Origin of the sequence: Bartonella vinsonii subsp. berkhoffii ATCC 51672, assembly GCF_902825225.1 — a bacterium.
In the GTDB taxonomy this organism is placed as follows: domain Bacteria; phylum Pseudomonadota; class Alphaproteobacteria; order Rhizobiales; family Rhizobiaceae; genus Bartonella; species Bartonella berkhoffii.
This window is the reverse complement of the sequence record NZ_CADEAK010000011.1, coordinates 27,589-53,437: the sequence shown is the minus strand read 5'-3', so window position 1 is coordinate 53,437 and position 25,849 is coordinate 27,589. Positions and strand designations below refer to the sequence as shown.

Below are 25,849 nucleotides of genomic sequence, written 5' to 3'. Positions count from 1 at the left end.
CCCTTTCCTACAAAGAGTCAATATCATTTTTTTAAAATCAGACAAAATAAATCCAGTATTAAAAAAACAATCGCCACCAATAACAAAAAATCAATGCCTAAAAAAGCTCTTAAATATATAAAAAATCGCTACAGAGGCTACAGAAAGAATACATATTCTATATTCACCATTGCACAAATTTCTCATACGTTTTATGCTTTCCCATGGAACAAGAGGCTCACAGAGCAAAAGAAAGGTGTTAATGTCATCTAAACTTACGCGTAACCAAACATTGGTTCTCAACACTTTAAAGAATGCACAAGGACCTTTAAGTGCTTATGCGATTCTCGATCATTTACGCGAAGAAGGATTCCGTGCGCCTCTCCAAGTTTATCGTGCATTAGAAAAACTTGTCCAATTAAAGTGTATTCATCGTCTTGAAAGCGTAAATGCCTTTATGGCCTGTTTGCATCCTGAAAATTGCCAACACGAACTTACAACTTTTATTATTTGTGAAAACTGTAGCAAGGTCAATGAAATACAAAACCAAACTATTGTATCCAACCTTAAACAAATGGTTCAAGCAGTTGATTTCCAAGCACGCAGAAGCACTTTAGAAATACGAGGCATTTGCAAAAAATGCGCAACAGAATAATATCTCCATACTTGCAAGTTTCTATATTAAACGTTATGCTTTTAAAGTTGTCTTACTATTTGAAAAGCTCTCATTGTCTTCATCTCTATATTATTCTCTTCCCACAGCGGTCAGCTCGTTTTCCGTATTGAAACATAAAATCGAAAGTATAAAATCATGTCTACGTCAGAGACAACCGTTTTAACAAAACATTTCAAGAAAATAAAACAAAAGAAAATAATTCACGCTCTTCTTGTTGTCCTTGCACTTTTTATACTTTGGTTTAGCTATAAGTGGATAACACAGTGGCGTTATATGGTTGCTACTGAAGACGCCTATGTACAAGGAGATATAGCAGCTATTGCTCCTAAATTAAACGGATATATTGAGAAAATTGTTATTAAAGCCAACCAAATTGTAAAAAAAGATGATATCTTGTTCCACCTAGACAATGGCGATTATAAAATAGCTTTGAAACAGACAGAAGCGCATCTTAACACACAACAAAAAACGCTTCTACGTATTGATGCACAAATTACAGCAGCTCATAGCGCTTTAGATGATGCGCAAGCACAAAAAGCTGCTGCTTCAGCCATAGCAACCAATGCACAACTCACCTTAAAACGCACAACAGAACTTAAAGCGAGTCGTTATGCCCCTCAATCCGTTGTTGATGATGCCAAATCAGCTTATGAACAAGCTATTGCTCATGTTCATCGCGCCAATGCACAAATAGCCGCAGCACGTGCGAATATCCAAGTTCTAGAAGCACAACGAAGTGAAACAGAAAGCCAAACAAAAAGCTTAGAACTCACACGTGAAAAAGCACAACGTGACCTTGATTCAACCATTATACGGGCTCCATTTGATGGAATTATTGCAAATTTAACAGCAAAAACAGGGGATTTTGTTGTAAATGGCCAACGTCTTGCAGCATTAGTCCCTCTCCATGCCCTTTATATTGAAGCGAACTATAAAGAAACGCAGCTGCAAAATATTCATGCTGGACAAACAGCTTATATTGCTGTGGATGCCTTCAAAAAAGATGCCTTTACAGGAACAGTGCTTTCTATTTCCCCTGCAACAGGAGCTGTTTTTTCTCTCCTTCCTCCACAAAACGCCACCGGAAACTTCACCAAAATTGTCCAACGCATTCCAGTCCGTATTTCTATTCCAGAAGAAATATTAAAAACTGGACGTATCCGAGCGGGAATGAGTGTTTCCGTAGAAATTGACACACGAACAAAGCCGCAAGAAAAAAACCTCTTATAATAACAAAGTAAATGATCTCATTATGACATCTCCCATGCCAGAGTCCACACATTCTCAAGAGCGCATAGAACCCCGTAAAATCGTGGTTTTTATTGCTATGACCTTTGGCATGTTTATGGCTATTTTAGATATCCAAATCGTTTCCTCCTCTTTAGCTGAAATTCAGGCTGGTCTTTCAGCAAGCTCTGAAGAGATTTCATGGGTTCAAACTTCCTATCTCATCGCTGAAGTCATCATGTTGCCTCTTTCTGGTTTTTTGGGAAGACTGCTTTCAACACGAGTTTTCTTTAGTATTTCAGCCATCGGATTTACGATTACCTCTATTCTTTGTGCAACAGCAACTTCTATTGAAGAGATGATTATATACCGCGCACTCCAAGGCTTTATTGGTGGTGGAATTATCCCTAGTGTTTTTGTTGCTTCCTATGTCCTTTTTCCTCCCTCTAAACGCCCCATCGTAACCCCTATCGTTGGACTGGTCGCAACGTTAGCGCCTACCATTGGTCCAACAGTGGGAGGCTATCTCTGTCATCTCTCATCATGGCATTGGCTCTTTCTCATCAATGTTCCCTGCGGGATTATCATCTCAATTCTTGCTTGGAAATTAATTGATTTTGACAAAGCTGATCCCTCTTTAATGAAGAAATTTGATTGGTTAGGCCTCATTTCTATGGCTACTTTCTTGGGAACTTTAGAGTATGTTCTAGAAGAAGGAGCACGTCATGATTGGTTGAGTGATCAGCTGATTCGGGATTTTTTCATTATCATGATTCTTGCTGCAGCCTTATTCTTCTGGCGTGCTTTTACAGCAAAAGAACCCATTGTAGATCTCTCTACTTTTTCTAATTTTAATTTTTCAGCTGCATCTATTTTTTCCTTTGCACTGGGAATAGGTCTTTATGGACTCACATACCTTTATCCTGTCTATTTAAGCCAAATCCGCCATTATGATGCCCTTATGATTGGAGAAACATTGTTTCTTTCAGGATTCGTCATGTTATTAACTGCTCCGCTTGCTGGATTTCTTTCAGCACGAATGGATGCACGTCTAATGATGGCAATAGGACTTTTGGGTTTTGCAATAGGCACTTGGATGGCGATCTCTATCACAGATAACTGGGATTTTTGGCAGCTCTTTTGGCCGCAAGTTTTCCGTGGTGCTTCTGTGATGCTATGTATGGTTCCTGTTAATAATATTGCCTTGGGAACACTCCCGCCAGAAAGAATGCAAAATGCTTCTGGACTGTTTAATCTCACACGTAATCTTGGTGGCGCCGTAGGGCTTGCTATTATTAGCACTCTTATCACAAAGCGTTCAGACCTGCATTATGGGCGCATAGCCGAAACACTCCAACAAGGAAACAACCAAGCAACTGAAACGCTTTCAAGCCTTACTCTGTACTTCAAAACTGCAACTTCTGACCCACATGCTCTTGCGCTTTTCCAACTTTTTAATATGGCACGCATACAAGCAATGATTATGGCTTTTAGCGACATTTTCTTTATAATAACCATCATCTTTAGCGTCTTGATATTCATGACCCTTTTTCTCAAAAAAATACCACCACTCACTGATACCCCTTCAGGTCACTGAGCCTTACCTTATAAAAGTTAATCCAAATCTCATTAAATACCTGATATTCGTACACCTCACTTCTCCCATTATCGGTACGCACATTCACATACTTCATTCAAGCCGCTAAAAACCAATATTTTCCCGCATTTTATAACCCGCAAATGCTTCAGCAAGGATACCCTTAAATATCGCCTTTCACTCTTGAAAAATCATCATTTTCGATTCACAAACTCTCAAAAGACAAACTTACCGAGATGCTTGGAGAAGTATTGATAATCACCACAAAAAAGCGCGCTTCATTATGAATCACGCACCGTAATTTATAAAACACAACAATACTGGAAAACCTAGATTTTAATATAATTTCCACGATTCTTAGCTTTCAATAAAGGATTTTCAACATCAATCAATTGGAAAAACCTTTAAAAATATCGATAAAAAATAATGCAAAGCTTTGCTAAAAGTGCGTAAAACAGTGCAAAATACGAGAGCTCCTCAACAAATCACTGAAATTATCCAAGACTATGAAAATGCAAATGAAGAAAAACGAATCCCAATATTACGACTGTTAGCAGATAAAATTAAACCACTTTATGATGCTGAAAACGACTTAAATCTTCTCGTTTTCCACTAGGAACCAGAATACCATAACAAGCGGAAAGATATTCTGGTATCAATTCCAATGCTTGAAAACGATGTTTTTCATAAGGACCAGGCATTGCCAAATTTTCTGTTAAACTGTTTGAGAACCCAAAACGCTGATAAAACGCACAATCCCCCACCAGTAAAATAGCCCCATAACCTAATTTTCTGGCCTCTTCAATTGCATGTTGCATAAGAACCGATCCTATTCCCATACCAGAACATTCCCCTGAAACAGCCAGAGGCCCCAAAAGCAAAGCATGTTGGATATCATTTTGCCCTTTGTTAAACCGAACATGCCAAAGACGCACACTCCCCACGAGTTCTCCAAGCATATTTTTGACAACAAAGGACAGCGCCGCCAACCGTCCACGACGTAAAGCTTCTGATGACTTACGTTTATGCCCCTCTCCCAGAGCTAAATCAAGCAAGTGTTCTCGATGAGGCTTATCCGTTTCTTGCTCACGGGCAAGTGTAAAAAGCGCACCATCTTTTGTTTGAAAATGTAGCATATTCATTTTTGACACACCCTACTCCATCTTTGTCATCCCAGATGAAAGACTCAAATCACATAGGAGCGCAAAGGCTCAAAACCATTAAAAGCAACAGATGCGTAAGTTGCCGTGTAAGCACCCGTTCCATGAATCAAGAGTTCATCGCCTACTGTAAGAGATAAAGGTAAGGGATAGGGTGTTTTTTCATAGAGAACATCTGCCGAATCGCATGTTGGACCTGCTAAAATACAAGGCTCCATTGCCTTATCATCATGGGGTGTTTCAATAGGATAGCGAATTGCTTCATCCATAGTTTCGGTAAGACCATTAAATTTTCCAACATCAAGATAAACCCACCGTATATTATCATTGTCTGCTTTTTTTGATATCAACACAACTTCTGTGCGAATAACACCAGCATTACCAACCATGCCACGCCCTGGCTCGATGATTGTTTCTGGAATACGATTGCCAAAATATTTTTTCAAAGAATCAAAAACAGCCGTACCATATTCTTGTTCTGTAGGAACATCTTTTAAATAACGTGTTGGAAATCCTCCCCCCATATTAACCAACTTCAACGAAATTCCTTCTTGCTCCAAATGCTTAAAAACTGCAGCTGCATCCGATAAAGCACGATCCCATGCGCTAAGATCTGTCTGCTGAGACCCTACATGAAAAGAAACACCATATGCTTGTAAGCCTAATTGATGTGCCCGACGTAACACATCAACCGCCATAGCAGGAACACAACCAAACTTACGTGACAACGGCCACTCAGCCCCTATTCCATCCGTAAGAACGCGGCAAAAAACGCGAGCACCCGGAGCAGCACGCGCAATTTTTTCTACTTCTTCAACACAATCAACTGCATAAAGCAAAACACCAAATGCATATGCACGCGCAATATCACGCTCTTTTTTAATCGTATTGCCAAAAGAAATACGATCACACGTTGCGCCTGCTTTTAAAGCCATTTTAATTTCTGCAACAGAAGCCGCATCAAAAGACGACCCTAAAGAAGCAAGCAAACTCAAAATTTCAGGGGCAGGATTTGCCTTTATGGCGTAAAAAATACGAGATTGCGGGAGTGCTTTTTCAAAATTCAAATAATTTTCACGGACAACATCAAGGTCAACAATCAAGCATGGACCTTCAGTACGATGTGTTGCAAGGAAATCACGAATACGTTGCGTTGCCATTTGCAATTCTCCCAAGGAAAACAATCCCTCTTTCTACTTAGACAGCATAAAGCCGCCAATAGCCAAAAGACAAAAAACACACAAACCAGTTTCTCATACCCTGATTTCTAAGGAATCAGGAAGAAAACAGGATCATATGCAGCGAAAGAACAGCGCGAAAACCGCGTTATTCCACTTTATCTGCCTTTTTGATTGGAGTTGAAGAAAACCACTTCCGCACTGAAGGCAATGAGGTGTGCCTCTATAGTTATCTCAGCATTTGGACAGCTGAAAGACACCAGAAAGGCCCGCACCGTCGTTGCTTCAAGATGTCCTCACTCTTTCGGTTGGCCAAAAGAATGACTGGAGCGGTTAGTTCCAGGTACCGTACCAGTTAATCTCACCATTTGAGGACCGGCGGACACCCACAGGCACGTGCGACTTTGGGCAAGGCTGCATATAAGACCAATTTTTATTCATTTCAATCATTTTTTTAATTTTAAACATTTTTTAATTTTTAAAGACAAAATGATGCAAAAAAGCAACAGCTCTCATACGCAGATGAACGACCTTATTCCTTTTAATGGAATCACAATTTTCATGAAACCTCATGCCATTGGGACTACGCATTCACAATCTTTTTAAAAGAAGCTCTTTGCTTGAGCTTTTGCATTCCATCTTTCAATTTCACGCATGAAGACTATAAGATTTACGAAAAATACTACCTTTATGTTTATGAAATTACAAGCCTGTAGCATTGCCCTATGAACGCCACCAAGTGGTATCCCCGCCCTTCGCATGAAAAGGGCTTCAATTTCACACGCTAAAAAAGACTGAGCAATATCCCGTCTTATAAATACTCTTCTGCGAACACTGAAAATCTTTTTCAAAACAGAAGAGAAAAATTTGAACCCTTGAAATGTGATATTTTTACAGCTTTTGCTGAGAATCAACTGCCCGTAATTTTAACAATTGAAACTGCTTATGGCGCTCCCGAAAGCGTTGCCTATCCGTTTCATCTCGTGTGCTATAACAAGCGTCACATGAAACACCTTCCTCATAATGAGGTGATAATTTACTTTCTGCATTAAGAGGAGAACGACAAGCACGACACAATTCGCGTCCACATTCTTCAAGACCGTGCCCAACAGAAACACGCTCATCAAAAACAAAACATTCGCCCCACCACAAACTCTCTTCTTTCGGAATTGTTTCCAAATATTTAAGAATACCACCTTTTAAATGGTAAACCTGATCATAACCAAGTTCACGGACATAAGCTGTTGATTTTTCACAGCGAATACCACCTGTACAAAACATGGCAACTTTCTTTTTCTTTTTTAAATCAGCTTCGTGCTTAAGCACCCATTCAGGAAATTCCCGAAATGTCTTAATACGCGGATCAATCGCTCCCTGAAAACTTCCAAGCGCATATTCATAATCATTGCGTGTATCAATTAAAATCGTTTCTTCATCTTGGATAAGCGCATTCCAATCTTCAGGCTCCACATAAGTACCAACAACTTTTAATGGATCAACACCTTCCACCCCCATGGTCACAATTTCTTTTTTCAACCGCACTTTCATACGGTGAAAAGGCATTTTTGACGCCCATGAATATTTAATCTCCGGCGTTTGAAACGCTGGTTCAGCAGTAATAAAATCCACTAATGCTTCAATTGCAGCACAAGATCCCGCAACAGTTCCATTAATGCCCTCTTGTGCTAAAAGGAGAGTACCTTTGATATCCTTTGCTTGACATAAATCCAGTAAAGGCTTTTGTAATTGACGATAATGCTTCAAATCTGCAAAGCAATAAACTGCAGCAACTTTAAAATTCTTTTCCATAACACTTGCCATAACCCGCGTTTCATTTAATTTCAAGATCTATTCATCTACTCTTTAACATATTGAGCTTTACCAAACTATACTCGATAATAGCATCGCTTAAAGAAAGAACACCATGTGTCAAAAAAGAGAACATCTTTTATCTCACTTCTCCAAACACAAACTTTCATACCTGTTCTACACATTGACGACTCGAAAAGTGCGGTGCCCTTAGCACGCACTTTTGTCAAAGGTGGATTGAAAACAATTGAGATTACATTGCGTACGCCAAATGCATGCGATGCAATAAAAGAAATTATACAAAGAAGTCCCTGAAACAATTGTTGGAGCAGGAACAAGCCTCAACAGAAAGCACTATGAACAAGCCGAACGCGCAGGAGCAAAATTTATCGTAAGCCCTGGATTATCAAACGACTTAATCAATTATGCAAAAAACAGTGAAATCCCATTTCTCCCTAGTGTGATGACACCCAGTGAATTAATGCAAGCAAAGGATCAAGACTATTCATATCTTAAATTTTTCCCAGCTGAGGCAGCAGGCAGTATTGCCTTTCTTCAAGCTCTAGCCTCCCCTTTCCCCGAAATCCAATTTTTCCCCACAGGCGGGATTACACAAAAAAACACCACTCAATGGCTTCTACTCCCTAACGTCTTCTGCATTGGAGGTTCTTGGATAGCTCCTCCTAAACTGATAGCAGCTGGCAATTAGGATGCGATCAGCACATTAGCACATACAGCAGCACAACTATCCTCTCAACCCACAAAAGCGCGCTCTACGACATAAGGTGCAAGAGCATTATTTGCTCCTTCAACAACACAGAAGGACTCGCACATGCCAGCACAATCTTTCCATATTGCCCCCTTAGCATAACATGGGTCCACAAATCATCACACAATCTTCATCAGGATTAATCTTAGGTAAACCTGTCGTTTCAAAGAAAATGCCATTCTCCAGAGAAGCCACAGGAGAGCTATTCTTTTACCCTACAAAAGCACGCTCTACGACATACGTAGCAGGAGCATTATTTGCTCCTTCAACAAGGCCAAAGGATTCACACATCCTTGCACAATCCTTCAGCATTGCCATAGAACCACAAATCATCACACGATCTTCATCAGGATTGATCTTCGGTAAACCTGTCGTTTCAAAGAAAGTGCCATTCTCCATAACAGTCGTAATACGCCCCATATGCTCAGAAGGTTCGCGAGTGGTCATAGGATAAAATTTTAACTGTTGTACATACTCACCAATCAGTGGATCTTCTTGTAAAGAAACAACAAGATCTTTTGCATAAGCAAGCTCATCCCGTTCACGGGTTGTTTGAATAAGAACAACTTCTGAAAATTTTTCATAAGTTTCAGGATCACGAATAAGACTCGCAAACGGAGCAACCCCTGTTCCTGTTGAAAGAAGATAAAGACGTTTTCCAGGAATAAGAGCATCAAGAACCAATGTACCAGTAGACTTTTTACGCATGAGAACGGTATCACCAATTTTAATTTTTTGGAGATGTTCGGTCAGGGAACCACCTGGAACTTTAATGGAAAAAAACTCAAGCTGTTCATCCCAGAAGGGGCTTGCAATCGAATAAGCACGATAAATTGGCTTTTCTGCATTTGGCAAACCAATCATCACAAATTCACCTGAACGAAAACGAAAACTTTCCGGACGATTCAGGCGAAATTTAAACAAACGGTCTGTGTAGTGATAAACCTCTTGGACGCTAAGCGCGAACACATTTTCAGGAATCGGAAAGTCTGACGCAACACCACTGATATTTGATTGAACATTGCTAGCAGGTGTATTCATAAAACTCTTCCTTATCTCTTTACTAAATATAAACTTAAGACTTCGAAATGATATAATGCTTATCCAATCACCTGCCAATATTTCTCTTAAAACATAAAGCACTCACGCAACATTTTTGTATTTTGAATAACCGAAAAAGAAACACTTTTAAACCCTACCGTCAAAGACTATAAAAATATTTCTCTTATATTATATCTGAGTCATGAATCAAAAAATTAAACATACACTCTTAACAAAAACCAAAGGAAAACCATGCACAGAGCATTAGGTTGCATCATCTTCGTTTATAACAAAGCAATACAAAATTTTAAGGATCATTTCAGCAATAATTGTAGTGTACAAAAGGCTCATACTGAATCAACTCTACAAAAATAGAACAAAAATTTATCTCCATTGAACACGCTCCATTCAATACAACACATAATACAGTTTGCCATTCGTGTCTTTATCAAAGCAAGAGAGGATATTCTAAAATAAATTTTCATCTAACAAAGTCATTTACACAAATACTGCTAAATTTATGCTTGTTACCTTCTACAAAACACAAATATTGGCGGTATTAAAAAACTGATCAATAACCGATTTAGCGCGTTTTTATAACTTTCCAGCTTTTACCATCAGACAGATACATTATCTTTACTCCCCTATTAACCTTCTTCACACTGTTATTGACATGAAGGGATGATCCCTAGGTAGCGCGGTGATTAACAAAAATTGATTTCCACGCAAACGGGCCGGGTTGTGGAAAGTAAATATTGGGTGCCCAATAACCATCTTGGGAACGAAGAACAACCAAATTAACTGTTTTCAATGTATCAGAAAGAGTTTGCGCACTCAAATTTTTCCCATTTATAAAAGAAACTTTAGGTGCATGAGGTGACGGTATCCCTTTAAGATCATTCACAACATTAGTGCAAGAATTATTATCACAGTAAGCTTGAACCACATAAGGATCATTGCAATTTCCGTAAGTGTAGATGCTTTGCTTTTATTGTGCCATCACCTATAGGATTTCTAAAAATTGAACGTTGCATACCCATCACAAAACAGGATGAAAGCTGATTATTCCCTTGAGAATATTCTTCAACAAAACCAAGAGAACCACGAAACTTATCATATGTTTTTGGAACTTCAATAACACCCACTATCGTTTTTTTACCATTCGTTAAGTCTGTTATAGTACCAGTAACCAAGTTTTTGTTTTTTGAAACATCTAATTTGTACTGATGCCCTATTTTCCAAGGCACTTTAATATCACATTGCACTCCAGAGCCTTCATGACTGAAATAATGACACTGTCCACGCTTCCAACCTACAGCCTTCCAAATAGAATAATTAAAAAAAATGAACACCTCCGCTATTTTGTAAACCAATATATCCAACATCTCCATTTTTAAAGAAAAACTGGTTTGCCCAGAAATAAAGAGAACGCGCTCCACCGTCATGACCGATCTGCCGAAAAAAAGATAATTTGTTAAATTCTGAATAAGCAAGCCATGCATGTTGAATAGAAACAATTCCACCCGGACTAACAGCATAACTTGGCGCGCTAACTAAAAACAATACAAAAAAGATTTAATTTCATTATGAAATAACAATACAATACACAAAGTAGCTTTTATCTTTAATAAAACTCAACCAAGGAAAAAATAAAAGTCTCTTCTTCATCCAATGATCAGAGAAGCATCTGTCCACAATCTCACCCATAAAACGCAATATTTCTTGTTATAAGAGTTAGCATTTTATATCAAAAAATTATGGCACCTCATCCACTATGGACCGCTCATGATTTTAACAAGAACAAACCGTATGCACACCCTTTCCATATATCATAAAAACTTATATAAAATAACCAAAGGGAACTTCATATGTCACTAACACAAATAGGATTTTAAAATGAACAAATCCGTTAATGATGAAGCAAACGCATCACTTACCTTTACAGCTGTAGCAACTATCAATGTGCGTGCTATTGTTGGAAATTATAGAACTTTAGCCCAACATGTTTTTCCAACCGAATGTTCTGCAGTTGTAAAAGCAGATGCCTATGGGCTAGGTGTTAACAAAATTGCTCCTGCACTTTATCAGGCTGGATGCCGCACTTTTTTTGTAGCCCAAATTGAAGAAGCGCTAAACTTAAAAAGCATTTTACCCAAAAATGTGATGATTGCTATTCTTAACGGACTTCCACATAATACAGAAGAACTTATAGCTGAAGCAGGAATTATTCCTGTTCTGAATTCTTGGAATGCTCTCGAAGACTGGCAAACACTTTGCCAAAAAAAGGATAAAAGATTTCCAGCAATTATTCAACTCGATACCAATATGAACCGATTAGGGCTTGATAAACAAGAAATACAAAAACTCATCAAACAGCCCGCGATTTTCGAGGTAGCAGAGATAAAATATATTCTCAGTCATCTCGCGAATGGAGAGGAGAGCACACATCCATCCAATAATACACAATTGACTGCTTTAAAAGCCATCCTTGCGCAACTTCCTGCTTGCAAAGTTTCTTTTGCTAATTCTGGAGGTATTTTTCTTGGGAACGATTTTTATTTTGACCTCGTTCGCCCCGGCATTGCACTTTATGGAAGTGATCCCCGTGGCAAACAGTCAACGCCACTTAAACCTGTTTTAAAGCTTGAAGCCCAAGTCTCTCAAATCCGCTCTGTTGAGGCAGGAGCCCCTGTGGGTTATGAAGGAAGTTTCATGACCCAAAGACCAAGCACTCTTGCAACCATTTCTATCGGCTATGCAGATGGTTGGCTACGCGCTCTTTCTCATAAAGGTGCGGTTTATTTCAACGGCAAGAGACTTCCCATTGTTGGGCGTATTTCTATGGATTCCCTCGTTGTTGATGCTACCGATCTTGATAAAAAACCTCAAAGAGGTGATTGGGTAGAACTCATTGGATCGCACCAAACCCTTGAAAAAGTATCGACAGATGCAGGTACTATCCCCAATGAAATTCTGACGTCTCTAGGTCACCGCTATAAACGCATTTACATTTAAAACTCTTTTAAAAAACGTGGCTAAAATCATCATTTTAGAAAATGCTCTTATGCGCGCCCTTCCGCAAAATACCTCACGATAATCGGAGAGACTCTTTCGATACCTCCCATTCTCTTCATCAATATTATCTATCAAAATGCTTAAAAACCATGCATGAGAAGAAGAAAGGGAGCAGATAATATCCATTTGAGTATAGCCCTTAAGATAAAAACAAACGCACGAGAGATGAATATCAGCTAACAAGAATAAAAAAGCCCACACAAAATGCGCAGGCTTTTTCAGTTATAGCAAAACTAAATTTAATAGGTATTCCCCAATGGCGGACAAGAACAAATAAGCATTCGATCTCCCGCAACATTATCAATACGGGAAACCGGAGGCCAATATTTATTCGCTGGATCAAGAGAGCAATTGGGGAAAGCAGCCTCTTGTCGTGAATAAGGTCGTGCCCAAGCATCATCGAGCGTATCTACCAACGTGTGTGGCGCATGAACCAATGGATTATCATCTTTTGGCCAAATCCCTGCACCAACTTTCTTAGCTTCTTCAGCAATCAAAAGCAAAGCATCACAAAAACGATCAATCTCCACTTTTGGCTCTGATTCCGTTGGCTCAATCATCAAAGTTCCAGGGACAGGAAAAGACATCGTTGGCGCATGAAACCCATAATCGATCAAACGTTTTGCAATATCATCAACACTGATCCCATATTGATCTTTCAATATGCACGTATCCACAATACATTCATGAGCAACACGTCCATGCTTACCTCGATAAAGAATAGAATAAGATTGAGAAAGACGCGCAGCAATATAATTCGCATTCAAAATTGCTGTTTGCGTTGCATATTTCAAACCATCAGCGCCCATCATTCGAATATACATCCACGTAATAACAAGAATAGATGCACTTCCATAAGGAGCAGCTGAAACTGCATGCGTTGTTCCCTCTTGTTCATGACCTGGTAAAAATGGTTTGAGATGTTCTGCCACTCCAATCGGCCCCACACCAGGACCACCACCACCATGGGGAATAGCAAAGGTTTTATGCAGGTTCATATGACAAACATCCGCCCCAATATCTGCTGGACGAGCAAGCCCAACAAGTGCATTCAGATTAGCACCATCAAAATAAACTTGTCCGCCATTTTCATGGATAACAGAGCAAATGTCCTTAACACTTTCCTCATAAACGCCATGGGTTGAAGGATAAGTAATCATGAGAGCTGCTAAGCGGTCCTTATGCAACTGTGCTTTCATTTTGAGATCATCAACATCAACATTCCCATCGCCTAAACATTTCACCACAATGACTTCCATACCTGCCATATGAGCAGAAGCTGGATTGGTCCCATGTGCAGATGCAGGAATAAGGCAAAGCGTACGTTGATGCTCTCCTCGGGATTGGTGATAACGACGTATAGCTAAAAGCCCCGCATATTCACCCTGAGCACCAGAATTCGGCTGGAAAGAAACTTGTGCAAACCCTGTAATTTCACACAACCACGCATTCAGTTGATGAATCATTTCCCTATAACCCATCACATCCTCTTTAGGAGCGAAAGGGTGTATATGAGCGACCGAAGGCCAACTGATAGGCATTAATTCAGCTGCTGCATTAAGCTTCATGGTACAAGAACCAAGCGGAATCATTGCCCTATCTAATGCCAAATCCTTATCTGACAAACGACGCAAAAAGCGCATCATATCTGTTTCTGAATGAACCGCGTGAAAAAAGGGCTGTGAAAGAAAAGCAGCATCACGTCCTTTCCCCCAAAGTCTTGAAGAAACTTGATCAACCAATTGGGCACCAAAAAGCTGTGCCAAAGCGCAAGCATCTTCTTCTGTCGACAATTCATCAAAATTAATCGCAATTCTATCATCATCAAGAATACGAATAAGACGTCCATTGCTTTTTGCTTGATGTGCAATCTCTTGAGCTCTTCCCTTGACAAAAATACTGACACAATCAAAAAAACTTTTCCCTTCAACATGAAACCCTGCTGCTTCTAAACCAGCAACAAAACGGCATGTTAAATAATGAACCCGTTGCGCAATTTCCTGTAAACCTTGTGGACCATGCCAAACGGCATAAGCTGTTGCCATATTTGCCAATAGAGCCTGTGCCGTACAAATATTCGACGTAGCTTTATCGCGTCGAATATGTTGTTCGCGTGTTTGCAACGCTAAGCGAAAACCAACGCGCCCTTTTGTATCAACGGATTGACCAACAATACGCCCTGGAATGAGGCGCGTGAGTGCATCACTGACCGCAAGATAGCCGGCATGAGGTCCCCCAAATCCCATTGGAACTCCATAACGCTGCATAGAACCAACAACAATATCAGCCCCCCATTGCGCTGGTGGTTCCATAAGAGTAAGGGCCAAAGGATCTGCAACAACTATCACCAGTGCTCCTTTTGCCTTTGCCTCCTTAATCACTTCATCATAATCATTAAAGAAGCCTTTTGTATCTGGCCAAGACAAAACAATCGCAGCTGTATCAGAACAAATTTCGCCATTTTGACTAATCTGAATCCCTTGGGTTTCAGCACGCGTTTCTACAACGCTCAGAATCTGGGGATGCAAAAGACTCTGAAGAGAAATCTTTGTTTTTTTCTCACGCACAAAGCGTACCGCTACCGCGGTTGCTTCAGCTAAAGCGGTTGCTTCATCAAGAAGGGAAGCGGCTGCAACAGGCAAACCAGTGAGTTCACTCACCAATGTTTGAAAATAAAACAAAAGCTCTAAACGGCCTTGACTAATTTCTGCTTGATAGGGTGTATAAGCGGTATACCAAGCTGGATTTTCAAAAAGATTCCGCAAAATAACCGGCGGCACAGAAGTTCCATGGTATCCTTGCCCAATAAAGCTTTTATGCACATGGTTACGCCCCATTATCTTGGAGAGTTCTTCCAAGGCTTGCCCTTCACTTGCTGCCTTTGGAAGATGAAGCGGACGCTCCAAATGGATAGAATGTGGAACAGCTTGAGAAACGAGTGTATCAACACAATCAAGCCCTAAAACATCAAGCATTTTTTGTGTTTCATCAGGACGAAGCCCAATATGGCGAGAAAAAAAATGACGCTCTAACATAGCACTCATCCAATCAGTGCTTTATAAGCAGCCTCATCCAGCAACCCCTCAAGTTGCGTTGCATCCTGCAATGTCATTTTCCAGAGCCACCCTTCTTTTTCGGCTTTTTGATTCACCAATTCAGGATTATTTGCCAATGCGTCATTTGTTTCAACCACTTCACCATCAAGAGGTGCATAAACATCTGAAGCCGCTTTCACCGATTCCACAACAGCAGCAGAATCCCCCTTGGAAAGGGATGTTCCCTCTTTTGGCAAATCAACAAAAACCAAATCTCCTAATTGTTCTTGTGCATAATGTGTGATCCCAACAGTAACCATTTGCCCTTCAACACGAAGCCATTCGTGATCTTGTGTAAAATAAGTTTTAGACATAAAAATTTATCCTTTAAAATAACGTTGTTCAACAAAAGGAAGAGAATGAACAGACAGTGCAATTTTTTTGCCACGCAGCTCTGTAAAAACTTCCGTTCCCTCAACTTTGCAATCAACAGGAACATAACCCATTGCTACAGGATCATCAAAAGAAGGACCAAAACCACCTGATGTTACTACGCCAATCTGATTGCCCTCATCATCAAAAAGCAGAGCACCCGCACGAATAGGTTGACGCGTTTGCGGTTTTAAGCCAACGCGACAACGAGAAGGTCCTTTCTGAAGAGCTTCAAGAAAAGCTTTTGCCCCATAAAATTGCGCTTTTTCTCGAACATTTTTAGGAACAGCCCATGTCAGTGCGGCCTCAATGGGTGTTGTATCAGGCGTAATATCATTTCCATGCAAGCATAACCCTGCTTCTAACCGCAAGCTATCGCGTGCTGCAAGACCAACCCACTCAACACGAGAATCACTCAGTAATTTTTCAGCTACTGCACGCGCTTGCCCTATAGGAAGAGCAATTTCAAAACCATCCTCTCCCGTATAACCAGAGCGCGTTATAAACCAATCTTGTTGTGGTTCGAATCCTTGCATAAATAACAGTTCATTACCAGGCAATCCGGCATCAGCCATAACAGCCACTGCTTCTGGACCTTGAAGAGCAAGCAACACTCTTTCAAGAGCAATGACCTGACATTCAAAACCAACAGCACGCCTTTCAAGCTCGGCAAGATCAGCCTGTGCATTCCCAGCATTGGCAACCAGCATAAAACGGCTCTCTGCCAAACGGGTAATAATAAGATCATCAAGAATGCCAGCCTGCTCATTAAGCAAATAATTATAGCGTGATTGGCCAATCTTTAACAATGCAGCATCAATAGGAAAAGCATAGGTTAAAAATTCTATTGCTTGTGGTCCTTCAATAGCAATTAATTTCATATGAGAAATGTCAAAAAGACCTGCCTGTGCACGGGTATGAAGATGCTCTTTCAAAACCCCCAGAGGATAAGTCAAAGGCATTTGCCAACCAGCAAAAGCACCAAATTTTGCTCCTGCTTTTTCATGCAATTCATGTAAAGGAAGTGTTTTTAAAGAAGATGTTTCAAATTCTTGTGCTATACCCATAATATCTCCAAAATTGCGCTCACGCCCACACAATATGGCCGTCTCTGCACCCTTCTGTTACAAACCTGAGAGACTCGCGACAAGACCTTTCGCTTACACCTTCGGCGCGGATCTTTCCGACTTTCCAGATCTGTCGTCCTTCTTTTACGGTCCTTAGAGCCTGAGAGATTATGGGCTGTTTTCCCCTTCGGCGGCAGGTACGAAAGTTTGCAGTCTGCACTCTCCCGCAAAAGAATGAAAGAAACAACAACGCTCTTTCCGACATATTTTCATCTATAGCCTATCTTCATCACACTGTCATCAGTAAAGTGATGAGCCTATTCTCATTTTTAAACTTGCATAGGCTGTTTTAAAAGACGTATAATAAGAGTCTTTTGAGTATTATGAAATTGTAGATGGCCACTTTTCAAGAAATCAGGAGAAAAATTGCCAAGGCCATAACAAAAACACAACTTAAAAAATACAAAATTTCACGCACTCAAAAGGATGACAAAGTAATAAGAATTACAAAGTAATACCCTCTCCTTTTGCACCTCAACCCTAACCACGGAGTTTCACATCTTTTAAAACCAAAGATTTCAGATATTTTAAATAATCTTAACGCACAAAGAATTGATTTGCGGGTTGGGATTGATTTGCGGATTGATTTTCTTCTCTCTCACTTTTTTGTCTCTCAATAGTGTCATAAATTACAGCTATTACATACCAAACTTCATTGAATAAAGGTTGCAAGATACTCATGAAAGCGGGCAATATCTCTTACAGTTGCGAAGATGACTTACCAAAGCAAATTGCTCTTTTCCCAGTAGAAGGAGCACTCTTACTACCAGGTGGTTTTTTATCGCTGAACATTTTTGAACCAGAAGCGCTTGAAATGGTTGAAAATGTTATGGTATCCAACCGCTTATTAGGAATCATTCAACCACTTTCATCGGATACAAACCACTTTTCCACACCTCTTTACAAAATAGGCTGCATAGGGCGTATTACAAACTACAATGAAACGGGAAATGGGCAGCTTTTCATTATATTACAAGGCGTTTGCCGCTTCACCTTAGAACAAGAACTGGTGAACACAAAGCCCTATCGAACGGCTCTCATCCGATCGAACATAAAAGATTTAGAAGAACCCAACATTGCAGAAAACATTAATAGAGAAAACCTCCTCGACATTGTTGAGAAATACCTCACTGTACATGAAATAGAATATAATTGGAGCAGTATCATACAAGCCCCCACGGCTCTATTAGTTAACGCTTTTTCAGCCCTCATCCCCTTTACACCAGCAGAAAAGCAAGCTCTCCTCGAAGCTCCAGATATTGGAATCCGTGCCCAAACGCTTCTTGCTTTAACTGAGCGCTCCCTTATGAAACAAACAGGGGCACATTTCCATTTAAACTAATGAATGTGAGAACATGAAAAAATGACCACTGACCCTAAAATGCTTGAATTATTGGTCTGCCCAATCACTGGGGGCACCCTCTCTTTGAACCGAGAAACACAAGAATTAATTTCACGCAAAGCAAATCTTGCCTATCCTATTCGTGACGGCATTCCCATTATGATTGCCTCAGAAGCGCGTCCTTTGCAGGATCATGAAAAAGCAACATATAAATAAACACTCTTCATTCAATTTTTTCTGTAGCAACTCTCAATGACTTTACCATCAACACGATATCTTTTCTTCAGTTTTTAATATTTGCTTGTCTGAGAAAAATCATTCCATAACACGCTGAGCATTCTCTTTACCAATTCCCAATGTGACACTTGCTCTAAGACAGTTTACAAGAAACATATTAATTTCTTATCTCAATTTTTTTGCTTCTAAACGCGAAAATAAGATTCTCTTTTTTTATCCCGATAAAAAGAAATTGGGAAAAGTCCTAAAAAACAAGGCAATGTATTATAACAATTGCACTTCAATTTAAGAATGATCAACAAGCAAACTTGTCTTAATTCTGATTGACGGTCTAAGGAAATTACCCTATGAATTAAATCAGTGGTTTTTGGTCGTATACGCAGCGATCAATAGGGTCTGGAAGCCTGAAAAACTCGAACATAAAAATGAACCCGCTTTGCGGGTGTCCCGGGATTCCGGGGACTCTTGTTATGTCCAAGTGCGCTTAGCACTAAAAGCAAGAGGCTGATTCGAGTTCAGTGCTTCCAGACCCCGGAATACAAATGCGAGGGCGCTCGCAGCCGGTGGGGGATAAAGTGCGAACGAAAAATCCACGTCTTAATGATATTTCTATAGGCAAAAAAATTCGCTTCAGAAGAAGCGTCATGGGGCTTTCTCAAAAACAATTAGGCAATCATTTAGGTGTAACATTTCAACAAATCCAAAAATATGAAAAAGGTTTAAACCGCGTGGGCGCAGGACGCTTACAAGACATTGCTCATATACTGGAGGTTCCCATTTCCTTCTTTTACGCAGATATCGCAACAAAAGAAGAAGATAGCACATACGACCATGATGAAAAAATATTAAGCAAAGCAGAATATTTGCTTTTAAAGGGTTTCAGAGTGCTTAAACCGGAAAAACAGAAAGCAATCCTGCGATTGGTTTCTGATTAGTGTGAAAGCACCTTCAATATAATGAAAACTCTAAAGCGGAAACGAGACTCAAAAACAGGAACGTCACTCTCATAAGAACCTCTCTTTGAACGAACATTTTATGATGAACTGAAAGAGAAAAACTTCCACCGGCGCAAGACATAAACCAACCGTTACAACATCCACACTTCTTAAGGGAAATAATTGACAGAAGAGAGAGAATTCACTAGAGTGAGGCGCTGTCAAGGGGGTATTCATACAGCTTGGCATAAAATATTCAAACTTTCTTAATTCTCGAAGATTCAAAAGGGCAATAGTATTTAAAACGAGCCGGTTTATTGTGCTATCGCACATGATGCGTATGCACAAAATATGGGTTTTTGAAAATCAATATGAAATGAATGATCCTTAGCTAACGCGCCCTCTCGTGAGATTAGCTTAAGGAAAAAAGCATAGAGAGGGACAGGAGTATGGAAAATGAGTTTTAAAGTTGCAATTGTCGGCGCAACAGGAAATGTTGGTCGTGAAATGCTCACAATTCTAGAAGAGCGTGGTTTTCCTGCTTATGAAATCGTTCCTTTGGCATCACGACGCTCATTAGGGCAAAATGTCTCTTATGGTGACAAAACTTTAAAAGTAAAAGCACTGGATACTTATGATTTTTCTGATACAGATCTTTGCCTGATGTCTGCGGGGGGAAGTATTTCCAAAGAATATGCCCCTAAAATTGCTGCAGCCGGATGTGTGGTTATCGACAATTCCTCCACTTGGCGCTATGATACCAATGTCCCTTTGATTGTGCCTGAAGTAAATGCCGAAGCCATTGATGCATTTTCCAAGCGTAATATTATAGCAAACCCCAATTGTTCAACAATCCAGCTGGTCTTAGCTTTAAAACCTCTCCATGAAGCAGCAACCATTAAACGTGTTGTTGTATCCACTTATCAATCGGTTTCTGGAGTTGGTAAAAAAGGCATGGATGAACTCTTCGAACAATCACGAGCCGTTTTTGTTGCCGATCCCATCACATCAAAAAAATTCACCAAACGTATTGCCTTTAATGTCATTCCCCATATCGATGTTTTCATGGAAGATGGTTATACAAAAGAAGAATGGAAAATGACGGCTGAAACGAAGAAGATTCTTGATCCTAAGATTAAACTAACAGCAACGGCTGTTCGCGTTCCTGTCTTTATCGGTCATGCGGAAGCTGTTCATGTTGAATTAGAAAAGCCACTAAGCGCCCATGAAGCACAAGAGCTTCTACGTGAAGCGCCTAGCTGCCAAGTTATCGATAAGCACGAAAATGGCGGCTATATAACGCCCTATGAAAGCACTGGTGAAGATGATACCTTTATTAGCCGTATTCGTGAAGATATCACCGTTGAAAATGGTTTAGCTTTCTGGGTTGTGGCTGACAATCTCAGAAAGGGAGCAGCATTGAATGCTATTCAAATTGCTGAATTACTCATTTCTCGTCATTTGATAAAACCTAAATCCGCAAACTAAACCAAAAAAGCAGCATAAAGCATTTTTTTGCTCTATGCTGCCGTACTTTTTCTGTCATCCCAACAATGGATTTTCTTTCTCTTTATGGAGAAGGATAAGTCACAATCCGGTAACGCGTTTCATTGCGTTCAAAATTTTTGAAATTAACGTCATCTGGAAAAAAGGGATTATACGCGTTCACGTGCTTTACCGATACACCCTGTGCCTTTGGTGATGGATTCAAAATTGTTCGTTCATCCCTTTTTTTAACACCTGTGGAATCAATAATGACATCTGTTCTGTATAATTCTTGCATATTTTTCCGTATTTTCTGAGGTAGCGTAAGAGTTTTAGATCTAGAAACAGTCTGCTTTACTTTTTTCTTTTGTGCTTTTATCATAGAATGTGGTTTTACATGCGTCTTTGTCAAAGAAATCAAAGGAACATTATTGACATTGACAAAACGTGCAGGCGCCCAACCAATCCTTCCATTATAACGAAGAGAACACCAAGCTTTATTGGAGAGACAGCCATTCACTTGCACTTTTGCTCCCGTTGGAACAGTTGCGATAGCTTTATAAGTTATCGCTGGACCTGTGCGTAAAATAACATGATCCGTTGTTACACGACTAACCATAGCAGCATCCGCACGAGAAACAGTCATTCCCGACCCCAGTCCACTTAAAGCTAATAAAATGATTGTATTTGATAAAAAATTCTTTTTTAACATTCTTTTTTTCCTCTCCAGAATATGAAAGGCAAAATATTCACCTTTGCAAAATGTACCGTGTTTCAGTCAAATTGTGGTCACTTTTTGTCTCCTTAAAGATCCACTTCATTTTGGGAAAAACCTTCTTAAACTTTTTCCTCTACCACTTTATGTACACGGGCTCTTGTCTTGATTGCGCAATATTTTCCTTATGAATTTACGACTAAACCGTCATCTGATCGCTTAACGATTCAGTCACACATCACTTAAAGAAGTTTTGAAATTGCTATTGGTTCCCCAAACAAATGATAAGGATATAATAATTTTTTCTTGAATTTTGCAGAAATGCGCAGAAATATTTTAAGCGAATAATGTTATTTTGCAAGAATGCTTACAATATAGAAAAAAATAATAGTCTTTTTTGAACAAAAATGATTGAATATTCTATGAAGCTTTTATATTCTTAAGTCCTTCTAAAATAATACAGAGGTTATTGAACTTCCCTCAGAAAAATCTCTTGGAAAAGAAAGACAAAAGCACATGATATTAAAGAAATTATCTTGGAGTACCACACTTGAATTACTCTTTTCTCTCTTTGCACTCTTTTTATCTCCTTGCTTTTCCATGGCAGCAGACAAATCAGAAATCAAACTTGGTGTTATGGAAGGACATGAAGCAACTGTTTGGAAAGTTGCTGCTGAACAAGCTAAAAAAGCAGGTTTAAATATCAAACTTGTTTATTTTTCTGATTACACCCTCCCCAATGATGCTGTCAATGCGGGGGATATTGATGCGAATGCTTTTCAACATACCCCTTATCTTAAAAATCAAATTGAACAGCATGGTTATAAACTTTCAATTGTTGGATATACATTTATTGCCCCAATTGGTGTCTATTCTCACAAAATCAAAGAGTTAAAAGAACTTCAAGAGGGAGCTCATGTTGGCATTCCTAATGACCCATCAAATGGGGGAAGAGCCTTACTTCTTCTCAATTCTTTAGGTCTGATTCAGTTAAAAGATCCTCACGATATTCTTGCATCTCCGCTTGATATTATTGAAAACCCTAAAAACTTGCAAATTCGTGAATTAGATGCCGGTATGTTAGGACGAGCACTCAATGATTTTGACATTGCGGTTATCAATACAAACTGGGCTTTGGTCTCTGGACTAAACTTACAAAAAGATGCGATCGCGTGGGAAAAAGCAGAAAATAATCCTTATAACAATATCATTGTCGTACGGACTGCCGAAAAAGATGAACCATGGGTCAAAAGATTAGTTGCTGCTTATAATAGTGAGCCTGTCCGTGCAAAAATCAAAGAAATTTTCGGACCGGCTGCCCAAACATCTTGGTAAGTGTAAATGGAAAAACCCTCTCTGATTTCCTTAAAAAACGTCAGCCGTTGTTATAGTAAAGCGGCTGGCATTCCAGCTATTGATAATTTATCTCTCAATATCCATGCAGGAGAAATCCTTGGCATTATTGGACGCAGCGGAGCTGGAAAATCCACACTTATTCGTTGTTTAAATGGGTTAGAGAAAATTGATTCAGGATCAATTTTTTTTGAAGATATTAATGTTTCAAACTTGTCAGAGACCGAATGGGCCCCTTACCGTCAACGTATTGGCATGATTTTTCAACATTTCAATCTTTTATCATCACAAACTATTCTTGATAACATTGCCCTACCCCTTAAATTAGCAGGTATAAACAAAAAACAACGCCATCAACGTGCCCTTGAACTGATTGAATTGGTAGGATTATGTGGGAAAGAACACTGTTATCCAGCAGAACTTTCAGGGGGGCAAAAACAACGTGTTGGGATTGCACGTTCTCTAGCCGCTCATCCCAAAATATTGTTATCAGATGAAGCAACTTCTGCTCTTGACCCTGAAACAACACAATCCATTTTAGAACTTCTCGCCGATATTAACAAACGCCTCAATCTTACGATTGTACTCATTACCCATGAAATGGAAGTTGTGCGCACCATTGCCCATCGCGTTGTTGTCCTCAATAAAGGACGTATTATGGAAGAAGGACGTGTGAAAGATATTTTTACATCACCACAAGAAGAGACGACCATTGCTATGCTCAAACTTGTTACTCCACAACTTCCTGAAAAATTTGCAAAAAATCTGAAAGCCATGGGTCAAGAAGCTGTCATTGAAATAAATATTGCAGGTGAAATCGCCCAACAACCTTTCCTCCATTTACTAGAGGATGCAATCGGTTTAAGAGCACGTATTCTGCATGGTGGCATTGATACAGTGCAAGGCGAAACCATTGGTCGTTTATTCTTAGCTATTCCTAACCAAAATAAAGAAGCTTCAGAAAAAGCCGTGAAATGGTTGACTGAAAAAGCGCGATATTGTGAGGTTCTAGGTTATGTTTAATATTCTCTCCCATGAACTTTTCAGAGCCGTTTTTGATACAATCTTGATGACAATAAGTGCTTCTTTGATGGCACTGATGATAGGGCTTCCCCTTGGTCTTCTCCTTTATACAACCGCACGTGGATGGATTTTTGCTTCACCTCTCATCAATCGCCCTTTGAGTATTATCATTGATAGTATTCGTGCTATTCCCTTTATTATTCTTGCCTTTTACCTTCTCCCCCTTACGCGCATGGTTGTAGGAAAAGGTATCGGAATGCCTGCGGTTATTTTTGTACTCACCATTTCAGCTATTCCTTTTTATGCACGAATGGCCGAACTCTCTTTTAAAACCGTTGAAAAGGATCTCATTGAAGCTATTCGTTCTATGGGAGCAAGTCGTCTTCAAATTATCAGGCATGTTCTTATTCCTGAGGCGCTCTCTAGCCTGATCACGGGTTTTACAGTCATGATGATTTCTCTTATCGGAGCCACTTCACTTGCAGGATATCTTGGCGGAGGCGGTTTAGGAGATATGGCAATCCGCTATGGTTATCAGCGTTATAATACCTCTATCATGACAAGTGTTATCATCCTTTTGATCATTCTGAATGTCATTACCCAATGGTCTTCTGATAAAATTGTACAAAAACTTGATAAAACAAAACACTAAAACAATTTTCAAATTTGCACCCCAATCATAACGAACTGATGAAGATTGCGCATGCAAAGTGATGTTTAATGGATCACGTGCTTTCCAAAGCCCAAACCACCATTGTGCTGCGCATTCATGTGCTTTTTTAAGAAATCACCATTGGTTGTTCTCACCACCATCTCATGACACGATCCGTAAAGAGTATGATGGAAAATCCATGAAGCATCTCCATCTTTATACTTGTGGAAGTGTACCATTATGATACTTACCAGCTCTAAATGTTGCGAAAGCTTGTGGAGTGAGGTGGTTCATAAGAAGCACATGATCTCCTTTCTTCAAGAGTTTTTATCCACACACCACCCCTGCTTGTAACATGCAAAAAGCGCTTTATTCGCCATAAACTCTATCATGACAAGCCTTATGCCCGCCTGCTCTCTTAAGAAAAAAGCGCAAAAATTCAGAAAAACAAAGTATTACAAGAATTTAGAAATTCGTATATTTATCACCAACCATAGCAACAATAAGCCACTGAGCCGTGAGAGCAGGCTTTTTTAACTGTTCAACTTCCACTGTTACGCCATAATGAAAAACAACCCGACCAGAAGGACGAATTTCAGCATTATTTAAAACAAAACGAGCACGCACCCGCGCACCTGTTTTCACAGGGCTCATAAAGCGGACTTTATCAAAACCATAATTAATCCCCATAGTTGCCCCTTCCAACTGTGGAAGGGCCTGATAAGCTAATGTAGATAAAAGCGATAATGTTAAAAAACCATGAGCTATCGTGCCACCAAAAGGGGTTTTTTTAGCTCTTTCCTCATCCACATGTATCCATTGATGATCATCTGTTGCGCCTGCAAATTGATTAATCATGTCCTGCGTAACAAGGCGCCATTCAGATATTCCCACTTCTTTTCCAATAAAATTAACGACATCTTGTACGGCTATTTTTTGCTGCATAACGCCCTTCCTGTTTTATTTGATAAAAATACCCCTACCCTCTTGCTTTTATAAAAC

At 39.7% G+C, this 25,849-nt stretch carries 24 protein-coding genes, 2 pseudogenes and 2 riboswitches; of the genes and pseudogenes, 14 read left to right on the top strand and 12 right to left on the bottom strand.

Going from position 1 to position 25,849, the window contains the following annotated elements:
• The 4 genes from J7R10_RS06335 to J7R10_RS06320 form a co-directional block, all read left to right on the top strand.
• The coding region (locus J7R10_RS06335; RefSeq protein WP_208436390.1) for an SNF7 family protein at window positions 1-252 on the top strand (252 nt) is incomplete at its 5' end.
• The gene (locus tag J7R10_RS06330) at window positions 242-634 is read left to right on the top strand and encodes a Fur family transcriptional regulator (RefSeq protein WP_010705545.1); all 393 of its coding nucleotides are present in this window, start codon (window positions 242-244) and stop codon (window positions 632-634) included. The genes J7R10_RS06335 and J7R10_RS06330, both read left to right, overlap by 11 nt.
• Window positions 635-790: 156 nt before the next feature.
• The gene (locus tag J7R10_RS06325) at window positions 791-1,885 is read left to right on the top strand and encodes an HlyD family secretion protein (protein ID WP_010705546.1); all 1,095 of its coding nucleotides are present in this window, start codon (window positions 791-793) and stop codon (window positions 1,883-1,885) included.
• A gap of 22 nt (window positions 1,886-1,907) precedes the next feature.
• A complete protein-coding gene (locus tag J7R10_RS06320) occupies window positions 1,908-3,479 on the top strand; it encodes a DHA2 family efflux MFS transporter permease subunit (RefSeq protein WP_010705547.1) in 1,572 nt (523 codons plus the stop codon).
• 563 nt (window positions 3,480-4,042) lie between these two features.
• Here J7R10_RS06320 and J7R10_RS06315 read toward each other — a convergent pair.
• The 3 genes from J7R10_RS06315 to trhO all read right to left on the bottom strand — a co-directional run bounded on the left by J7R10_RS06315 (window position 4,043) and on the right by trhO (window position 7,626).
• Complete coding sequence (locus J7R10_RS06315; RefSeq protein ID WP_010705548.1) at window positions 4,043-4,621, bottom strand: GNAT family N-acetyltransferase; 579 nt, start codon at window positions 4,619-4,621, stop codon at window positions 4,043-4,045.
• 44 nt (window positions 4,622-4,665) lie between these two features.
• A complete protein-coding gene (locus tag J7R10_RS06310) occupies window positions 4,666-5,799 on the bottom strand; it encodes a type III PLP-dependent enzyme (RefSeq protein WP_010705549.1) in 1,134 nt (377 codons plus the stop codon).
• Between the two features lie 909 nt (window positions 5,800-6,708).
• Entirely contained in the window at window positions 6,709-7,626 is a 918-nt protein-coding gene (gene trhO / locus J7R10_RS06305; RefSeq protein WP_035000713.1) for an oxygen-dependent tRNA uridine(34) hydroxylase TrhO, read from the bottom strand.
• A gap of 117 nt (window positions 7,627-7,743) precedes the next feature.
• On the opposite strand from trhO, the pseudogene eda reads away from it, so the two are divergent.
• Window positions 7,744-8,410: pseudogene (gene eda / locus J7R10_RS06300) on the top strand (bifunctional 4-hydroxy-2-oxoglutarate aldolase/2-dehydro-3-deoxy-phosphogluconate aldolase).
• Here the strand turns inward: eda and J7R10_RS10345 are convergent.
• Window positions 8,380-8,508, bottom strand: coding sequence for a hypothetical protein (locus J7R10_RS10345; RefSeq protein WP_420885342.1), 129 nt, complete (start codon window positions 8,506-8,508; stop codon window positions 8,380-8,382). The pseudogene eda and the gene J7R10_RS10345 overlap by 31 nt on opposite strands.
• Window positions 8,509-8,605: 97 nt before the next feature.
• Window positions 8,606-9,436 carry a ferredoxin--NADP reductase gene (locus J7R10_RS06290; protein ID WP_010705551.1) on the bottom strand — a complete coding sequence of 277 codons (831 nt, stop codon included), beginning with the start codon at window positions 9,434-9,436 and terminating at the stop codon, window positions 8,606-8,608.
• A gap of 243 nt (window positions 9,437-9,679) precedes the next feature.
• Here J7R10_RS06290 and J7R10_RS10340 point away from each other — a divergent pair.
• Window positions 9,680-9,811, top strand: a pseudogene (locus J7R10_RS10340) (hypothetical protein); the annotation flags it as partial.
• 313 nt (window positions 9,812-10,124) lie between these two features.
• Here J7R10_RS10340 and J7R10_RS09965 read toward each other — a convergent pair.
• Together J7R10_RS09965 and J7R10_RS09960 are read right to left on the bottom strand one after the other, a co-directional pair.
• Entirely contained in the window at window positions 10,125-10,382 is a 258-nt protein-coding gene (locus J7R10_RS09965) for a hypothetical protein (protein ID WP_244427510.1), read from the bottom strand.
• Window positions 10,383-10,389: 7 nt separating this feature from the next.
• A complete protein-coding gene (locus J7R10_RS09960; RefSeq protein ID WP_245257368.1) occupies window positions 10,390-10,881 on the bottom strand; it encodes a DUF3472 domain-containing protein in 492 nt (163 codons plus the stop codon).
• A 451-nt stretch (window positions 10,882-11,332) separates the two neighbouring features.
• Here J7R10_RS09960 and alr point away from each other — a divergent pair, with 451 nt between their 5' ends.
• A complete protein-coding gene (alr, locus tag J7R10_RS06275) occupies window positions 11,333-12,451 on the top strand; it encodes an alanine racemase (RefSeq protein ID WP_010705552.1) in 1,119 nt (372 codons plus the stop codon).
• 299 nt (window positions 12,452-12,750) lie between these two features.
• Here the strand turns inward: alr and gcvP are convergent, their stop codons facing one another.
• Genes gcvP through gcvT form a run of 3 tightly spaced genes read right to left on the bottom strand, consistent with a single transcriptional unit; the run spans window position 12,751 to window position 17,045 of the window.
• The gene (gcvP, locus tag J7R10_RS06270; protein WP_010705553.1) at window positions 12,751-15,546 is read right to left on the bottom strand and encodes an aminomethyl-transferring glycine dehydrogenase; all 2,796 of its coding nucleotides are present in this window, start codon (window positions 15,544-15,546) and stop codon (window positions 12,751-12,753) included.
• Window positions 15,547-15,551: 5 nt separating this feature from the next.
• Window positions 15,552-15,920: a glycine cleavage system protein GcvH gene (gene gcvH / locus J7R10_RS06265; RefSeq protein WP_010705554.1), complete on the bottom strand. Its 369-nt coding sequence runs from the start codon at window positions 15,918-15,920 to the stop codon at window positions 15,552-15,554.
• Window positions 15,921-15,926: 6 nt separating this feature from the next.
• Window positions 15,927-17,045, bottom strand: coding sequence for a glycine cleavage system aminomethyltransferase GcvT (gcvT, locus tag J7R10_RS06260; RefSeq protein ID WP_010705555.1), 1,119 nt, complete (start codon window positions 17,043-17,045; stop codon window positions 15,927-15,929).
• A 44-nt stretch (window positions 17,046-17,089) separates the two neighbouring features.
• Window positions 17,090-17,182, bottom strand: a riboswitch (glycine riboswitch).
• Window positions 17,183-17,282: riboswitch (glycine riboswitch) on the bottom strand.
• A gap of 502 nt (window positions 17,283-17,784) precedes the next feature.
• On the opposite strand from gcvT, the gene J7R10_RS06255 reads away from it, so the two are divergent.
• The 4 genes from J7R10_RS06255 (at window position 17,785) to J7R10_RS06240 (ending at window position 21,107) form a co-directional block, all read left to right on the top strand.
• Window positions 17,785-18,447, top strand: a complete 663-nt coding sequence (locus J7R10_RS06255) for an LON peptidase substrate-binding domain-containing protein (RefSeq protein ID WP_010705556.1) — start codon at window positions 17,785-17,787, stop codon at window positions 18,445-18,447.
• 21 nt (window positions 18,448-18,468) lie between these two features.
• Window positions 18,469-18,663: a Trm112 family protein gene (locus J7R10_RS06250; RefSeq protein WP_010705557.1), complete on the top strand. Its 195-nt coding sequence runs from the start codon at window positions 18,469-18,471 to the stop codon at window positions 18,661-18,663.
• 563 nt (window positions 18,664-19,226) lie between these two features.
• Window positions 19,227-19,619 (top strand): helix-turn-helix domain-containing protein, encoded by a 393-nt coding sequence (locus tag J7R10_RS06245; protein WP_010705558.1) that lies wholly within the window; start codon window positions 19,227-19,229, stop codon window positions 19,617-19,619.
• Between the two features lie 456 nt (window positions 19,620-20,075).
• The gene (locus J7R10_RS06240; protein ID WP_010705559.1) at window positions 20,076-21,107 is read left to right on the top strand and encodes an aspartate-semialdehyde dehydrogenase; all 1,032 of its coding nucleotides are present in this window, start codon (window positions 20,076-20,078) and stop codon (window positions 21,105-21,107) included.
• 82 nt (window positions 21,108-21,189) lie between these two features.
• Here J7R10_RS06240 and J7R10_RS06235 read toward each other — a convergent pair whose 3' ends face one another.
• Window positions 21,190-21,816: an SH3 domain-containing protein gene (locus tag J7R10_RS06235; RefSeq protein ID WP_010705560.1), complete on the bottom strand. Its 627-nt coding sequence runs from the start codon at window positions 21,814-21,816 to the stop codon at window positions 21,190-21,192.
• Between the two features lie 519 nt (window positions 21,817-22,335).
• Here J7R10_RS06235 and J7R10_RS06230 point away from each other — a divergent pair.
• From J7R10_RS06230 to J7R10_RS06220, 3 genes are read left to right on the top strand one after another with little or no spacing between them, the layout of a single operon-like run.
• Window positions 22,336-23,154 carry a MetQ/NlpA family ABC transporter substrate-binding protein gene (locus tag J7R10_RS06230; protein WP_010705561.1) on the top strand — a complete coding sequence of 273 codons (819 nt, stop codon included), beginning with the start codon at window positions 22,336-22,338 and terminating at the stop codon, window positions 23,152-23,154.
• A 6-nt stretch (window positions 23,155-23,160) separates the two neighbouring features.
• Window positions 23,161-24,195 carry a methionine ABC transporter ATP-binding protein gene (locus J7R10_RS06225; protein ID WP_010705562.1) on the top strand — a complete coding sequence of 345 codons (1,035 nt, stop codon included), beginning with the start codon at window positions 23,161-23,163 and terminating at the stop codon, window positions 24,193-24,195.
• Window positions 24,188-24,847 carry a methionine ABC transporter permease gene (locus tag J7R10_RS06220; RefSeq protein ID WP_010705563.1) on the top strand — a complete coding sequence of 220 codons (660 nt, stop codon included), beginning with the start codon at window positions 24,188-24,190 and terminating at the stop codon, window positions 24,845-24,847. The genes J7R10_RS06225 and J7R10_RS06220 overlap by 8 nt, the downstream gene beginning before the upstream one ends.
• A 465-nt stretch (window positions 24,848-25,312) precedes the next feature.
• On the opposite strand, the gene J7R10_RS06215 is transcribed toward J7R10_RS06220, so the two are convergent.
• Window positions 25,313-25,792 (bottom strand): MaoC family dehydratase, encoded by a 480-nt coding sequence (locus J7R10_RS06215; protein ID WP_010705564.1) that lies wholly within the window; start codon window positions 25,790-25,792, stop codon window positions 25,313-25,315.
• Window positions 25,793-25,849 lie beyond the last annotated feature (57 nt).

Excerpts from the sequence above, each read along its gene's own strand:
- J7R10_RS06310 (WP_010705549.1), bottom strand. The coding sequence starts at position 5,799 with ATGGCAACGCAACGTATTCGTGATTTCCTTGCAACACATCGTACTGAA.
- J7R10_RS06220 (WP_010705563.1), top strand. The coding sequence starts at position 24,188 with ATGTTTAATATTCTCTCCCATGAACTTTTCAGAGCCGTTTTTGATACA.
- J7R10_RS06245 (WP_010705558.1), top strand. The coding sequence starts at position 19,227 with ATGCGAGGGCGCTCGCAGCCGGTGGGGGATAAAGTGCGAACGAAAAAT.
- J7R10_RS06325 (WP_010705546.1), top strand. The coding sequence starts at position 791 with ATGTCTACGTCAGAGACAACCGTTTTAACAAAACATTTCAAGAAAATA.
- gcvH (WP_010705554.1), bottom strand. The coding sequence starts at position 15,920 with ATGTCTAAAACTTATTTTACACAAGATCACGAATGGCTTCGTGTTGAA.
- J7R10_RS06315 (WP_010705548.1), bottom strand. The coding sequence starts at position 4,621 with ATGAATATGCTACATTTTCAAACAAAAGATGGTGCGCTTTTTACACTT.
- gcvT (WP_010705555.1), bottom strand. The coding sequence starts at position 17,045 with ATGGGTATAGCACAAGAATTTGAAACATCTTCTTTAAAAACACTTCCT.
- J7R10_RS06290 (WP_010705551.1), bottom strand. The coding sequence starts at position 9,436 with ATGAATACACCTGCTAGCAATGTTCAATCAAATATCAGTGGTGTTGCG.
- J7R10_RS06240 (WP_010705559.1), top strand. The coding sequence starts at position 20,076 with ATGAGTTTTAAAGTTGCAATTGTCGGCGCAACAGGAAATGTTGGTCGT.
- J7R10_RS06235 (WP_010705560.1), bottom strand. The coding sequence starts at position 21,816 with ATGTTAAAAAAGAATTTTTTATCAAATACAATCATTTTATTAGCTTTA.
- alr (WP_010705552.1), top strand. The coding sequence starts at position 11,333 with ATGAACAAATCCGTTAATGATGAAGCAAACGCATCACTTACCTTTACA.
- J7R10_RS06330 (WP_010705545.1), top strand. The coding sequence starts at position 242 with ATGTCATCTAAACTTACGCGTAACCAAACATTGGTTCTCAACACTTTA.
- gcvP (WP_010705553.1), bottom strand. The coding sequence starts at position 15,546 with ATGTTAGAGCGTCATTTTTTTTCTCGCCATATTGGGCTTCGTCCTGAT.
- J7R10_RS06230 (WP_010705561.1), top strand. The coding sequence starts at position 22,336 with ATGATATTAAAGAAATTATCTTGGAGTACCACACTTGAATTACTCTTT.
- J7R10_RS09960 (WP_245257368.1), bottom strand. The coding sequence starts at position 10,881 with ATGACGGTGGAGCGCGTTCTCTTTATTTCTGGGCAAACCAGTTTTTCT.
- J7R10_RS06215 (WP_010705564.1), bottom strand. The coding sequence starts at position 25,792 with ATGCAGCAAAAAATAGCCGTACAAGATGTCGTTAATTTTATTGGAAAA.
- J7R10_RS06320 (WP_010705547.1), top strand. The coding sequence starts at position 1,908 with ATGACATCTCCCATGCCAGAGTCCACACATTCTCAAGAGCGCATAGAA.
- J7R10_RS06250 (WP_010705557.1), top strand. The coding sequence starts at position 18,469 with ATGACCACTGACCCTAAAATGCTTGAATTATTGGTCTGCCCAATCACT.
- trhO (WP_035000713.1), bottom strand. The coding sequence starts at position 7,626 with ATGGAAAAGAATTTTAAAGTTGCTGCAGTTTATTGCTTTGCAGATTTG.
- J7R10_RS06225 (WP_010705562.1), top strand. The coding sequence starts at position 23,161 with ATGGAAAAACCCTCTCTGATTTCCTTAAAAAACGTCAGCCGTTGTTAT.
- J7R10_RS06255 (WP_010705556.1), top strand. The coding sequence starts at position 17,785 with ATGAAAGCGGGCAATATCTCTTACAGTTGCGAAGATGACTTACCAAAG.